13 protein-coding genes are annotated in these 14545 nt (G+C 43.2%); 10 read left to right on the plus strand and 3 right to left on the minus strand.

Annotated features, from left to right (window positions below):
- The 7 genes from C8D85_RS00005 to C8D85_RS00035 all read left to right on the plus strand — a co-directional run.
- Window positions 1-1602 (plus strand): tandem-95 repeat protein (locus C8D85_RS00005; protein WP_133559325.1); only part of this gene is annotated, 1602 nt, incomplete at its 5' end.
- Between the two features lie 20 nt (window positions 1603-1622).
- The gene (locus C8D85_RS00010) at window positions 1623-3131 is read left to right on the plus strand and encodes a TolC family protein (RefSeq protein ID WP_133559326.1); all 1509 of its coding nucleotides are present in this window, start codon (window positions 1623-1625) and stop codon (window positions 3129-3131) included.
- Complete coding sequence (locus C8D85_RS00015; RefSeq protein WP_133559327.1) at window positions 3132-3938, plus strand: efflux RND transporter periplasmic adaptor subunit; 807 nt, start codon at window positions 3132-3134, stop codon at window positions 3936-3938.
- Window positions 3928-5274: an efflux RND transporter periplasmic adaptor subunit gene (locus C8D85_RS00020; protein WP_133559328.1), complete on the plus strand. Its 1347-nt coding sequence runs from the start codon at window positions 3928-3930 to the stop codon at window positions 5272-5274. The genes C8D85_RS00015 and C8D85_RS00020 overlap by 11 nt, the downstream gene beginning before the upstream one ends.
- Entirely contained in the window at window positions 5275-7356 is a 2082-nt protein-coding gene (locus C8D85_RS00025; RefSeq protein ID WP_133559329.1) for an HlyD family efflux transporter periplasmic adaptor subunit, read from the plus strand.
- Window positions 7357-7382: 26 nt separating this feature from the next.
- Window positions 7383-8366 (plus strand): Bug family tripartite tricarboxylate transporter substrate binding protein, encoded by a 984-nt coding sequence (locus C8D85_RS00030; RefSeq protein ID WP_162847509.1) that lies wholly within the window; start codon window positions 7383-7385, stop codon window positions 8364-8366.
- Between the two features lie 13 nt (window positions 8367-8379).
- Window positions 8380-8598 (plus strand): hypothetical protein, encoded by a 219-nt coding sequence (locus C8D85_RS00035; RefSeq protein ID WP_133559331.1) that lies wholly within the window; start codon window positions 8380-8382, stop codon window positions 8596-8598.
- Between the two features lie 10 nt (window positions 8599-8608).
- On the opposite strand, the gene asd is transcribed toward C8D85_RS00035, so the two are convergent.
- On the minus strand, window positions 8609-9469 hold the full coding sequence (gene asd, locus C8D85_RS00040) for an archaetidylserine decarboxylase (RefSeq protein ID WP_133559332.1): 861 nt from the start codon (window positions 9467-9469) through the stop codon (window positions 8609-8611).
- Window positions 9470-9486: 17 nt separating this feature from the next.
- On the minus strand, window positions 9487-10962 hold the full coding sequence (locus C8D85_RS00045) for an HDOD domain-containing protein (RefSeq protein ID WP_133559333.1): 1476 nt from the start codon (window positions 10960-10962) through the stop codon (window positions 9487-9489).
- Window positions 10963-11090: 128 nt separating this feature from the next.
- Here C8D85_RS00045 and motA point away from each other — a divergent pair, with 128 nt between their 5' ends.
- Window positions 11091-11945 carry a flagellar motor stator protein MotA gene (motA, locus tag C8D85_RS00050; protein WP_133559334.1) on the plus strand — a complete coding sequence of 285 codons (855 nt, stop codon included), beginning with the start codon at window positions 11091-11093 and terminating at the stop codon, window positions 11943-11945.
- Window positions 11946-11954: 9 nt separating this feature from the next.
- The gene (locus C8D85_RS00055; RefSeq protein ID WP_133559335.1) at window positions 11955-12857 is read left to right on the plus strand and encodes a flagellar motor protein MotB; all 903 of its coding nucleotides are present in this window, start codon (window positions 11955-11957) and stop codon (window positions 12855-12857) included.
- Between the two features lie 29 nt (window positions 12858-12886).
- Here C8D85_RS00055 and rsgA read toward each other — a convergent pair whose 3' ends face one another.
- On the minus strand, window positions 12887-13921 hold the full coding sequence (rsgA, locus tag C8D85_RS00060) for a small ribosomal subunit biogenesis GTPase RsgA (protein ID WP_133559336.1): 1035 nt from the start codon (window positions 13919-13921) through the stop codon (window positions 12887-12889).
- 74 nt (window positions 13922-13995) lie between these two features.
- Here rsgA and orn point away from each other — a divergent pair, with 74 nt between their 5' ends.
- Window positions 13996-14544, plus strand: a complete 549-nt coding sequence (gene orn / locus C8D85_RS00065) for an oligoribonuclease (protein WP_133559337.1) — start codon at window positions 13996-13998, stop codon at window positions 14542-14544.
- Window position 14545: the final 1 nt, after the last annotated feature.

Consider the following 14545-nt stretch of genomic DNA (forward strand, 5'->3'; position numbering starts at 1 on the left):
AGCAGCAGTGTGCCAGTAGCCACCGATGTGGATGGTACGATTGCCAGCTACCAAATGGTCAGCACGGTAGCAGAGGGCAGTTTAACCTTTAACCCGGATGGTACTTACAGCTTTGATCCAGGCAGTGACTTCGACGACTTAGCTGCTGGCGCGACTCGTGCGGTGACCTTTACCTACACCGCCACGGACAACAACGGTGCTGTGAGTGAGCCGAGTACCGTGACGATTACCGTGACAGGTACGGATGATGCGCCAGTAGCCAGCGATGATGCCCAAAGCACCGGCGAGAACACTGTTCTGAGCAGCAGTGTGCCAGTGGCCACCGATGTGGATGGTACGATTGCCAGCTACCAAATGGTCAGCACGGTGGCAGAGGGCAGTTTAACTTTTAACCCGGATGGCACTTACAGCTTCGATCCAGGCAGTGACTTCGATGACTTAGCCGCGGGCGCGACCCGTACGGTAACCTTTACCTACACCGCCACGGACAACAACGGTGCTGTGAGTGAACCGAGTACCGTGACGATTACCGTGACAGGTACGGATGATGCGCCAGTAGCCAGCGATGATGCTCAAAGCACCGGCGAGAACACTGTTCTGAGCAGCAGTGTACCAGTAGCCACCGACGTGGATGGCACGATTGCCAGCTACCAAATGGTCAGCACGGTAGCAGAGGGCAGTTTAACCTTTAACCCAGATGGCACTTACAGCTTCGATCCAGGCAGTGACTTCGATGACTTAGCCGCGGGCGCGACTCGTGCGGTGACCTTTACCTACACCGCTACGGACAATAATGGAGCAGTCAGCAACCCTCAAACCGTGACGATTACCGTGACTGGTACCGATGATGCGCCAGTTGTTGAGAATGATACTGCGGCTATCAGCGATGGTGTCGCTACTATCACTATCGACGTACTGGCGAACGATACAGACCTTGATGGTGGCTCGCTTACATTATTAAATGCAACTGTTCCACAAGAGGAGGGAGTAGTCGAGATTGTAGACAATAAAATTAATTTCACACCAGCTGATGGCTTTGTTGGAACGTCTACAGTCATTTACACAACTTCTGATGGTACTTCAACCAGTAGTGCATCGATCCAAATTTTAGTCAGTTTTTCTCAGCAAGAAATAGCGACCCAAATTGACACAGGGGAATTGCTAGTAACTTCATCAGCCTCACCCAGTTCGACAGCTGGTGTGATACAGCTATCTGATGTTGAGTTACTTCCGCTGGATTATGAACCTGTTCTGCTTGATGTCTTGGATGGTATCTCTGATCTCTTAGGGCAGGCTAATTTATCAACTGCTCAGCCTAACTTAAACTTAATCAGCGAGTTTAACGTGATTGAGGATCTAATTCAGTCCGAAGCTAATAGGATTGATACGCAGGACTTTGCACAAGGTGAATCTTTGGTGGACGAAGAATTTTTACTATTAGATGAACCAGATACGGAAAATTCTACTACACTGAATCAGGAAAACTCAGATGAAGACTTGATCGCAAGCTTACAAACGAGTGAACGTTTTAGTTCTCAGTTGAGCAAGATTTTGGATAATAATCAGGTTGAATTAGAAGTGTTGAAGAAAATGCTTTCTTAAGTTGTAGAAAGGGAGTGCTCATGGACGTATTAGCCAGTGTGACACGCTTTATTGTTGCGCTTGTTGTTTCTGTTGTAGTTGTTGGATGTACGACGGTCGTTCCTATAGATCTTGAGGAAAGGTCAATAGAAGCTCAGAGAAGTCTGATGACCAGTATTCAAACGCAGGAACCTCTTCTTGACGATTTGACATTATACGATGCAATGGCTAGGGCGCTAAAATATAACCTAGACGCTAAGATAGAGCTTGAAGATGAAATGTTTCGTCGTCGTCAAAATGAAGCGATGAGAACTGGAATGTGGCCTGCAGTTGTCGCTTCTTTTACTACCAACTCACGAAGCAACGATGCGGGCTCAAGTAGTCGATCTCTTTTGTCAAATCGTGAATCGCTGGAACCGTCCACATCAACTGAAAGGGATTATTATACGGCCGATTTAACGGCTAGTTGGAACTTACTTGACTTTGGTCTTGCATACGCTCAAAGCCATCAAGGCAATACGGAGGAGTCAATCGCTCAGGAGCGTCGAAGAAAAGTCATAAATCGAGTGTTAGAAAGTGTTCGAACAGCCTATTGGCGTGCGGTGAGTGCAGAAAGAACTTATACGAAATTACTTGAATTAGAGAGTCTAGCTCAACGAGCGCTGTACCAGGCAAGCCAATTGGAGAATAGTCGTCGGGTCCCACTTCTTACAACATTAGAATATCAACGGGATTTACTGAAAGTTCAAAAAAGTGTTCAAGAGTTACAAAGAAAACTGATGTTAGCCAAATATCAGTTAGCGGCCTTAATTAACTTGCCTCCTTCAGCAGATTTTAAATTACAGGTTCCTAATCGAACTGATCGTGTTCCAGGATTACCTGCGTCTGCACGACAAATGATTCGTTACGGGCTTTACTACAGACCAGAATTGAGAGAACTATTTTATGAACAAGAGATCAATAAGTTTAAACTAGATGCTGCTTTTTACGAATCGCTTCCAGGAGTTGAATTTATTCTTGGTGGAAATTATACGTCAAATGAATATTTGTATAACGATAGCTGGTTAAGCTTTAGTAGCCAGATTAGCTGGAACTTGATTTCAATGTTTCGCTATCCCCTCCGTAAGAAAGTATTAGAAGCCGAAGCTGATGTTTTGTTCGCTCGGCAGCAAGCCATGGTGATGGCAATTATTACTCAAATACATGTTTCTCGAGCAAGATATATTCGTCTAACCCGTGAGCTGAATACTATCCGCCGTAGCCACGATGTCCAAGAAAGAATTGCCGGTATTACTGAAGCTGGTTTTAAAGCAAACCAAGTGAGTCAGCGTCAGCTAGTTATGGAAAGAATGAATGAAATCTTAAATGAAATTAGTTATGACTCTGCTTATGCAGATTTACAAAATGCCTACGCGAGTTTGTACTCTTCAATGGGGTTAGCTTATTTTGATATAGATTTGAATGAAGATTTAGATATAGACGAACTTGCTGAGAAGCTTGAGTATCAATGGACTCAACGGTCATTGGTTTTACCTACATTAGGAGGGTGAATGTTCGATCTTAATAAGCTCTATTTGGTTTTTTTTACGCTTTTTATAATTCATGAATCTATAGCGGAAACAGAAAGATCCTCCTCAGATTTTTTAAATAATAAGGTGGTTTCTGATGCCACTGCTCGTGGTGTTATCTTAGCTAGAAATGAAGCAATCTTAGCATCTAATGTAAACGCGCAGGTTTTAGAAATGCCTTACTTTGAAGGGGATTTTTTTAATAAAGGAGATCTTCTTGTTCAATTTGATTGCCGAAAACCTTATGCAGATATGAAGTCTGCGATAGCAACCGAAAAACTTAAACAACAAAAGTTAATGGCAAACCAAGAGCTATTCAAATACGACTCAATTAGTACATATGAAGTAGAGGTCTCCAAAGCTGAGCTCGTTATTGCTCAAGCTGAAAAGGAGGCCCTTCAAAGTTATCTTGCAGGCTGTAAAGTTCTTGCCCCTTTCGATGGGCGAGTTAGGGAAAGAATGGTTAATAAATTTGAAATGGTGGCAGCGAATGAGCCTCTAATTTCTATTATCGACGATTCACATTTAGAAGTCGCACTGATTTTGCCTTCAAGGTGGTTGCAGTGGCTAAAAGTGGGCCAAGCTTTTGAGTTTTCAATTGATGAGTTGAAACAATCGCATTCTGCTGAAGTTGTTAGGGTATCGCCTACGGTTGACCCCGCCAGTCGAACAGTGAAAGTCATGGCTAAAATTAAAGAAGGTGAGGCGTCGAAACATGGAATACTAAGTGGTATGAGTGGTGTCGCAAGCTTCCGCACTAAGACGAATGGTGACGAAGATGGAGGTTAAGGCTGCAGCATTAACTAGCCAGAGTGCTTTGTCTCATTCCGCCCTTAAGCTCTTAAAGTATGAGTCTGAAATTCGCAGTTGTAAAACGGTCGATCAGCTGATTGATCATATGGTTAACCAGCTAACGCGAATGGTTTCTTGTGACTTAGTATTTTGCTTTCACCGACTTAATAAGAAGAATGTAAAGGCCAATGCCGTTAATAACCTTTCTGGTATTGATGTAAGTAGCCCACTGATTAATGAATTGAATAAATGGGCATCGCAACCAGAACGATTAGAGAAAATCTGGAAGGGACGAATGTCCGAGTGCTTTGGGCTGACAAATGACCTTCCAGGCGATTTCGGATATTGGGCGCCCCTAGCATTCCCTTCTAAATCATATAAAGAATATTTTTTTCTGGTTATACGCTCCGATGATGTAAGTGATCAGCAGATGTTGTTGCTAGAGCATCTATCAGAGTTATATTCAAATGCGTTTTTTGCAATTGAAGGTGCTTCGGTTGTTACCCGAAAAAAGAAAGCATTAAGCCGTACGGTGTGGTTAACAGGATTGACTATAACTGCTGTTTTGCTTGGAAGTGTCAAGATGCCTCTGAGTGTAATGGCTCCTGTAGAGGTAATTCCAAGAGATCCTTTCGTCGTTACAGCCCCTTTTGAAGGAGTAGTCAAGAAAGTAAGCATTTTGCCCAATACTTTTGTTAAAAAGAATGAAGTTCTTCTTAGTTTTGAAGACGTCCGCTGGCGTAATGAGCTTGCTCTTGCTCAAAAAAATGCAGCAGTTTACGAAGCTAGATTAGATCGACTTGAGGGGCAGTCCTTTAGTAATGCTGATACAACTCAAGAAATTGCTATTGCTCGTGCTGAGTTGGATTTGTCGCTTGAGCAACTCGCTTTTGCAGAACTAAGGTTAAGTCAGACAAAAGTTATAGCTCCAGTAGATGGTCTTGTTATCTATTATGATCAGCAGGAAATGCAGGGGCGTAAAGTGATCATTGGTGAGCAAATCCTTAAGGTTGCAGATCCCAAAAAGGTAAATTATCGAATAGATTTGCCTGTGAGACAGCTGCTTGACTTTGATTTCACTCAGCAAGTATCGATCTACTTAGATACCAGCCCTTTGAATGGCAACCGAGCTGAACTCATAAGTGCTAGCTATGCTCCTAGAGTAAGTTCTGAGGGCGTGGCGAGTTATACGCTTGTTGCAAAGCACTCTGAAGGAAATATTCCTGCGATAGGTGCTCGTGGAACGGCCAGAATATATTCCAGTGAAGCGCCTCTTATATGGCACTTAATTAGACGACCAGTGAATGTCATACGTCAATGGATGGGTCTATAAATGCTATCTGAGAATATGCCTTTACCATCCTTAAGAGAAGAGCTGAAGATCTCTGAAATAAATAAAAAGAGAGGCGTTAGGCGTTGGCAGTTATACGATCCTATACGTAATAGCTTTTTTATATTGGGTGAGGCTGATGTCAGCCTTTTAACTCTGTGGCATTGCGGTTCAGTCAAAGAATTACGTAAAAGCCTTAGTAGTATGGGCGCAAGCTTAGATATTGATGGTCTTGAGGAACTGATCAATTTTCTCATTAAGAATCAATTAGTAGTATCTGTTAGTGGTTATGAAAAAAACAAAACTAATAACAAAGGTCGTCTATTAAGCAATGTTCTTGATCGCTTTAGAAGTCAGCGATTCGCTCTTTTTCAAATGAAAAAAATATTATGGTGTTTGGAGCCTATTATAAAAATTTTTAGCACAAGGTGCTTCTTTATTTCTTGGATGGTTATTTCTGTTTTTGGTATATATTTCACTGCATTGCAGTGGGATGTATTAATTGTAAATATAGAACGTTATGCCTCTATTAAAACTCTACCTTTGATAATTTTATCATTAGTTTTTGTGAAGTTTTTTCATGAGTGTGGGCACGCGGCAATAGCCAATAAATTTGGATGCAGGGTGGGGCGACTAGGTGTAGCAACATTTTTTATGATTCCAATGTTTTACACTGAGTTAGATGATGTGACCCGCTTGAAAGATAGATTTCAGAGAGCATGGGTAAGTAGTGGCGGAATACTAGTAGAGCTAATAATAGCAGGTTTCTCTACTTTCTTATGGAGTGTTTCTGATGATGGGGTGTTACGAGATATTTTTTTGATCCTTGCAACCACATCGTTATTAACCAGTGTTTTAATTAATTTAAATCCATTTGCTAAATTTGACGGTTATTATTTGTTATCTGATATTTTAGATATTGATAATTTAATGAAAAAGGCGATAGCTTGGAAAGATTGGTTCTTCGATATTATAGTCATAGGTAAAGCACATTGCCCTAATGAATTGATGGCGCTTGATAAAGTGAAGTTTGTTTCTTTTGGCGTATTGGTTCAGCTTTATCAAATCTTAATATTAATGTTAGTAATATGGTCTATTTATCTTATTTTAGGCTTTTTTTGGGGAACTATCGTATCTTCTCTAATGATTTATCACTTTCTCTTTAAAGCTATTTTTAATAAGATTTTATTCTGGTGGAATTGTAGAGACTCTCTTACAAAATTGAGGAAAGCATTTTACTTACTGTTAATAATTATATTACCCATTTTGGCTCTATATCCGTTTGAAAGTACGATTATGGCTCCAGGGATTGCTAGGGCTGAGCAAATTGATGTGATTACTGCTCCTGCAGATGGGAGGTTAGAGTACATATCTCGTGATAAACATATTGATCAAGGAGAGCTAGTATACAAAATGTATTCTCCTGAACTTGATTATGATTATCGTAAGGCAAGTTTAGCGCTAAACATTGCACAAGAAAGGCTTGCTCATTGGCGCTATACACTTCCTCAAAGAGAGTTACTTGGAGTTTACGCTGAAGAAGTAAATCGCGCTGAAGCGGAGGTAGAAGCGATTCAGGTAAAGAGAGAGTCTTTATCTCGTACGTCTAATAGTCGTGGTCGATTTGTAGATGTCCCTCATTCGATTTCAGAAGGTGATTGGGTCAAAGAGGGTACAGAGTTAGGTCGAGTGATATCGGAAGATACTTATGAAGTGATAGGGTTTGTCCATGAACGTGATATTAACCGTATAAAAAAAGGGGCTAGAGCAACCTTTTACCCTGATGATTCAAGCTTCTCTCCATTTAAATTGTCCCTCATCGATTATGATCAATATGCAATAGACCGCTTAAATACTATCGCTCTAGACCAAGCATATGGTGGTGTAATTCGTACAACTGAAGACGAAAGTGGTCATGCGATACCAAGAGAAGCGTTGCATAGAGTTGTTTTAAATGTAGATGGCAATGTGGAGCTCAATCAAGAGCTATCAGGTCAGATATCATTGGAAGTAAGTGCTCAGAGCTTTTTGCAGCAAAGTGCTGAAAACTTCGTGTCACTTTTGTTTTCGGAGCTAAGGCGCTAGGGCTACGAATTATGTTAGGAGGCGTTATGAAAAGGCGGGATTTTTTGTTAGCAACAGCAGCCTTAATGGGGCAGTCTTTTGTTCCAAATGTATTTGGCGCGGCAGAGGCAACTGGAAAATTGGTGTATGGATTAGATAAAAATGATCTTGGAAGTCGGTTAGGACGTTTATCATCTAGGCTGCTTTACGAAGTTGCACCTTCCTACTTATATGATTTGGTGAACGTCTCCGAAGACAGTACCCTAAGGGCGACAAATATAGTTAAGAGGTCTGTTCCGGATGGTGGCACATTGTTGCAAGCCACTGGAACGATTATGTCATTATACCCTTGCTTGTATGAGAATTTACCTTATGACCCCATTAACGACTTTGTCCCTGTTGGTTTTTTGGGTGAGAGTACTTACATGCTTGTAGTCGGGTCAACTGTCCCAAATTCAGTCAAAACAGTGGATGACTTTATCGACTGGGTTTTCGAAAACCCCAGATATAGAAATATTGGAGCAACGCTTTACGGCTCAGAAGGTCATTTAGCAGGGCTGACTTTAGCTCATGAGAAAAATATAGCTTTAAGTGTTCAGGCTTATGGGGGAACTTCGATTTTGGTGGAAGATTTGCTGGATGGCTATATCGCGGCAGGATTTTTAGCCACTGGAGAGGCCACTGAAGCAATAGCCGCGAGGCGTTTAAGAGTGTTAGGTGTTACAAGTGCCGAGCGCCATCCTCCTTGGCCTTGTGTCCCAACTCTTGCAGAGCAGGGTGTTGCAGGTATGGATTTTAAAGGGTGGTATGGTTGGTTAGCGCCTAGCAATATTCCGCTTAAATCGTTATTGAAATTGTCTAATGCTTTTGAAGTGATGCACCAACAGCCGGTTTTTAGAACATTACAGGCATCATTGGCACTTAATCCAATCGATCTTTCTCCTGCGGAGATTCAGTTTAGAATATTAAAAGATATGGAAAGTTGTGAGCATCTTTATCAGAAATACGGCTTATCTAGAATCGTGGTATGAAGGGGGGATGGAAATGTTTTTGAACAGGTATGCGATGGTAAGTCTTGTCCTTATGAGCTGTAGCATTGGCTTGAGTTATGGTGCAATCGATCCGATTGATGAGGAAATTTTAAATGACTTAAGGCAGAAAACTCCTGCGGACTTTTTCAAGCCTAATGGTGATCAATGTCTTGCTGAAGAAGGGTACTTGGAAAAACAATCAGCCGCTAAGGATGCGGCTGATCTTACTTGATAGGAAAGCTTTACGCGTCTTGGAGTTGGCCAAACTCCATGCCCATTTTAGTCGGCGTTTCAGCACTTAGTGACTCAGACCAAGCGACTGCATCTTTTCCGAAAAGTACGATAGCAGTGGAACCTAATTTAAAGCGTCCCATCTCATCGCCTTTTTTCAGCTCAACGTTTGCTAATTTTTCGTAATCCCATGTTTGCACATTTTTACTGAATGGGGTCACTTGTCCAGTCCAAACCGTTTCAATGCTCGCTACAATCATTGCTCCAACTAAGATTACAGCCATCGGGCCTGCGGCTGTGTCAAAAATACAAACCGTACGTTCGTTACGTGCGAATACATTTGGAATTTGTTCAGCAGTGACTTTATTGACAGAGAACAGTTTGCCAGGTACGTGGATGGTTTTTACTAATTTGCCGTCTAGTGGCATGTGAACGCGATGATAATCTCTAGGAGATAGGTAGACCGTTGCGAATTTGCCGCCTAGAAATTGATTCGATAGTTCAGCGTCGCCACCTAGCAATTCTGTTAGGCTGTAACTATGTCCTTTAGCTTGATAAATGGTGCCATATTCAATATTCCCCAATTGACTGATTGCTCCATCAGCCGGGCAGGCAATGGCTTTCTCGCCTTCTACGATAGGGCGAAGCTCAGGTTTTATGGCTCGAGTGAAAAACTCATTAAAATTACGGTAGCTGTTTGGATCTTCGTTGATGGCTTCACTCATATCAACGTTATATTTTTTAATAAACTGCTCTATAAAAACGTTTTTAACTGAGGTATTAGTGCACTCCGCAACTCGCCCAACAAGGCGTGAGAGTGTTTTTTGAGGCGTAATATGCTGAAGAAATGCAAAAAGTTGGTCTTTGTTCACAGTCATTCCTAGTCTGGTTACTGGTCAGCAAGTTTGATGATTTTTTTAAAGGTATCAAACTGCTCACGATTAAGTTGAGTTTGGCCAAATAGCCAATATATGTAGGTGTTTGCTTCATCTATGGGAGATGAAGCCAAGAATAAATCTTGGGTGCCCTCGAAAAGCTTGTCTGTGCCTTCGGGCATGTCTTTGCTCATGGCGTTCAGTTTGGCGTTATCAAAGTGAACAGCGACACGTTTGGTGTTGAGCTTTGAAATAACGGAAGAGGGCGAGTTCCAGCGTACGCGCCTTAATATGTCGGTATCAAAACCAAATTGTAGGATCGGGCGTAATTTTTCATCTGCCTTGTTGTGATGAAGGATTAATACAGCGCTGCTAGACCCCTTAAAGAGGGTGAGCATTGCTTTCATAGCGAGCGTAGCTCTTTGTTTGCTATCCGTTATGCCTTTTAGCTTCGACTGCAATTGGTTGAGTGGGTTTGCAGCAACTCTTTTAACCGTTCCTGCTTGAGCACTGGATCGAGTAAATAGAATTGGTGACAGTAAATGGGCTGCCAGACTTGGTTTACCTAAATGTTTGACTTCTCGGGCCGCTTCCGTCGTTGCAAAGTGGGTAAGTTGAACGGCATCTCCTAGGCGAATATGAAGAATCGCAGCTACGACACGATAAAAGAAGGGGAGATTCTTGCTACCCCAGCCAACTATGTTGGCCTCTTGTGCTACTCGCGTTGCACAGTAAGCTAGGATCAAAGGTCCATTCATCAGAATGGTGATACGCTTATCTTCCGCAAAACCTGGCAGTTGATCGGGTGTATGAGTTAACCGAGCGATGCTTTGCAGCTCTTCTGCAGTTGGAATCTGGTCTGTTAGAAAAGACTCAATAATTACCGTTGGAACCTTCCAATATTTGAAAAGCGCGACGGTGAGTTCATCGATACGGCAGCCGAGCACGGCAGCTTCGGCTTGGCTAGCACTGCTCCCGCGGCGGATTTTTTGGGTGACTTGCTCCATTTCATCGTGAGCATGGAACCATAATAACCAGCGAGTTACATCGCGGAAAAACGTAATCCAATAGACATCGTCGATATGGCTAATTTTCTTTTCTATCGCCCAACGCTTAGCAATCGCTGCTGCCTCATAGCTTATTTGAACTTCTCTTAGGAACGCTGCATGAGCACCATTCTTAGATTGAATGGTAACGGGCTCAAGCACATCAAACACCTTGCCAATCCCAGTCATGCCGATCATTGAGGCAGCATGGATAGGGCTTTTGATGTCATTACGCTTATATTCCACCATGGTGTTGGCTTGGTTTAATATGGCGAAGGCGAGTAGCGGTTCCGATGCAATGTTTTTTTGCATTCGGTCAAGTGTTTCGTCAGGCGTTTTGATTTGCTTCTTAAGCTTAGCAATGCTGTCAGAGCCAACTGGAAACTTCCTGTCTTGCAGATAGAGTAGCCATTCGTTGAGGCCAAAGGGTGACTTATTGTTCATAGCTCGTTACATTTAGGGCTCAAGGCATTGTTAACTAGTCGATTTAGCGTCATTTTTATCGCTCGTACTGAACAATCATACTGTATATTGCTAGGTGAGCATACACTGTAAAAAACTAGGATGAAAACATGTTCGTAATTGCTGGAATGCTAATCGTTATCGTAAGTGTGGTATCAGGCTATCTGGCTTCGCATGGTGAAATGCTTGCTCTGTGGCAACCGTTCGAAGTATTGATAATTTGTGGTGCCGCCTTAGGGGCGTTCTTCATTGCCAATCCAGCAGCCTTGCAGAAAAAAACCTTTAAACTCCTGCCTCAAGTATTCTTCGGTAGTCGTCATAATCAGAATTTTTACTCTCAGTTACTAAGCTGTGTGTTTTGTCTTTTTCAGCGCAGTCGGCAAGAAGGTTTCTTGGCTGTTGAGCAAGATGTGGAAGCCCCCTTTGAAAGTGAATTATTTCAGCGTTTCCCAGATGTGATTCGAGATCATGAGTTGGTTGAGTTTTTTACCGACAACTACAGAGTGTTTACCATAACCGGGATGCCATCTCATGAACTTGAGGCGATGATGGATTCTGAGCTGGAGCTTATTGCTGAAGAACTTGTGGCTCCGGGGCATGCGGTCAACAGAGTGGCTGAAGCATTACCTGGTTTTGGTATTGTGGCGGCCGTGCTCGGTATCGTTATTACCATGGGGTCTATCGGAGGTCCGATGGAGGAGATTGGTTCTCACGTCGCAGCTGCCTTGGTGGGGACGTTTTTAGGTATTTTCTTTGCCTACGGTTTTGTTGGTCCGGTTTCTGCTCACCTCGAGCGACTTGGGGAACAGCAAATGCAATCTTATTTATGTGTAAAAGCTTGTCTTAACGCTATGGCTTCGGGCCATCCTCCTGCGATTGCTGTTGAAGCAGGGCGAAAGATGTTGCCTCCACATCTGAGACCTAGTTTTATTGAGCTGTCTGACTTAGTGAAACAATTTCGCTAAGAGGTATGTATGAATAGTTACGAGCCAGTCATACGACGCGTTAAAAAGGTTAAAAAAGGTGGGCATCATGGGGGCGCTTGGAAAATAGCCCTTGCTGATTTCGCACTTGCAATGATGGCCTTTTTCCTTGTGCTTTGGATTATTAATGTTGCATCGCCGGAGGAGTTGGCGGCCATAGAGGGGTATTTTAATGACCCTGCTGGTATGTCAACTGCTGGTTACAGTAGTCATCCTATTGATTTAGGGGGCAGTCCAGCGAAGAGTCTTGAGCGTAAGTTAGATGCCGATTTACCTGAGCCTGGCAGTTCTATGGATGCAACCCGTGAGCAAGCGCAAGGAACAGGGAATGATGGCAGTGAGTTAGAAAAGATGAATGCCATGTTGATCGAAGAATTTAAAAGCATGGATCGCATTAATTCCAACGATAAGAACATGCGCATAGAGATCACCCCCGAGGGTGTGCGCATTACTCTAATTGATGATCCTGAGAAGCCAATGTTTGAGCGGGGTAGTGCTCAGTTGGTGCCAGATATGGAAAATACATTGCTTTCCATGGCAGGCATTTTTAATCAAGTAAACAATCCTGTGGTCATTACTGGGCATACAGATTCCTCTGCTTTTATTGGTGATGGTTACGAAGATAATTGGGATTTATCAAGCGAACGTGCAAATGCCGCGAAAAGAGTCTTGGTGGAGGGCGGTTTAGCTCATCGAAGAATCGCACAGGTGATTGGATTGGCGGATACAGTTCCATACAACCGTGTAGACCCTGAAAGTGCTGAGAACAGACGTATTTCAATTACTTTGATGACAGACGATGCTTATAAGCGAATGCTAAACAGTAGTCGGTTAAAATATGGTGGGGAACAGGTTCAGCTAGATGCGGCCATGACCCCAGAGTCTGTATTCTAGGGGCATGGCCTACATGTGCCATTGGCTAGTTAAAATGCATCGTTATCACGGATAGATTGACGTATCCGCAAATAGCTTTCAAATCGATGGGGCGTGATTTCGCCTTTTTCTAACGCCTCTCTGATGGCGCAGCCAGGTTCTTGTTCGTGAGAGCAGTCGCGAAACTTGCAGTAGCCCAAATGAGGGCGGAACTCAGTAAAGCCTTCCAATAACTCATCTTCACTGATGTGCCACAATCCAAATTCACGTATTCCTGGAGAGTCAATCAAGTCACCGCCAGAAGGCATGTGAAAAAGACGAGCTGTTGTGGTGGTGTGAGTGCCTTTTTTACGTTTCTGTGATAGTTCACCGACGCTTATTTCGATGTCAGGTAGGAGTGTGCCGATCAAAGAAGATTTGCCTACTCCAGATTGCCCAACGAAGACACTGATACGATCTTGCAAGAAGTCGTAAAGCTGGCTCATGCCTTCAGCGTCTTTGGTTGATGTGCGAATAACACGGTAGCCAAGATCCACATAAGTGCTGAGAAGGTTCTCAAGCTCTTCTTTGTTGGATTCATCAATCAAATCACACTTATTCAAAAGAATGACCGGCGGAATGTCGACTGTTTCGGCTGCGACAAGATATCGGTCAATCAGGTTGGCGTGTGGTACAGGTTCGGCGGCGATTACTACCACAATAAAGTCGATGTTCGCTGCAACAGGTTTTAAGCGACCGTGCATGTCTGGACGCTGTAGCAAGGTGTCACGATCTGCGCGAGCGACCACGACGCCACCTTCATTTTGCTTTGGACGCCAAACGACCTTATCGCCAGTGACCAATTGGCCAAGGTTGGCGCGCATATTACAACGAGTGCTGATGCCTACATGCGGTTCTTGTGTGCCTTCGACTTCTACTTGGGTGCCAAAGTGCGAAATGATGATGCCCTCAGTTTCAGGGCCAAGATCCGATGACTGCAATGTCTCTTCTGCACGATCGGCACGCTTTTGAGTGCGCTCCATACGTTCTTTTTGAATACGCTCAATGCGCCAGGCTTGTTGTTTGGTCAGCTTTCGTTTTGACATTCGTATTTGTAGGTCGTTAATTTAAACGCATAGAGTATAATGGACGGCAATTAAAATACAGGATTGAGTGCGATATGAGTTACAGCGAAGACAACCTAATCTGGATTGATTTAGAAATGACCGGATTAGAGCCTGAAACAGACACTATAATTGAGATTGCGACCATCGTAACAGATAAGGATCTGAATGTTTTAGGTCGAGGCCCTAACTTGGCCGTTCATCAAGACAAAGCTGTAATGGATGCGATGGATGAATGGTGTACTACGCATCATGGTCAGTCAGGCTTAACTGAACGGGTGCTTAACTCTGATATTTCGATGACTGAGGCTGAAGCGCAGACCATTGCGTTTTTGGAGCAGTTTGTGCCCGCTGGAAAATCGCCCATTTGCGGTAATAGCGTCGGTCAAGACCGTCGTTTCTTATACCGCTACATGCCAAAACTTGAAGCGTATTTCCATTACCGTTACATCGATGTGAGTACGATCAAAGAGTTAGCAAAACGCTGGAAGCCAGAAGCGTTAGATGGATTTGAGAAAAAGGGCGCACATTTGGCTCTTGATGACATCATCGAGTCCATTGAAGAGCTGAAACACTACCGCAAGACCATGTTTGGGCTTGGCTAAT

This window comes from Marinomonas communis, from assembly GCF_004363305.1.
Taxonomy (GTDB): Bacteria; Pseudomonadota; Gammaproteobacteria; order Pseudomonadales; family Marinomonadaceae; genus Marinomonas; species Marinomonas communis.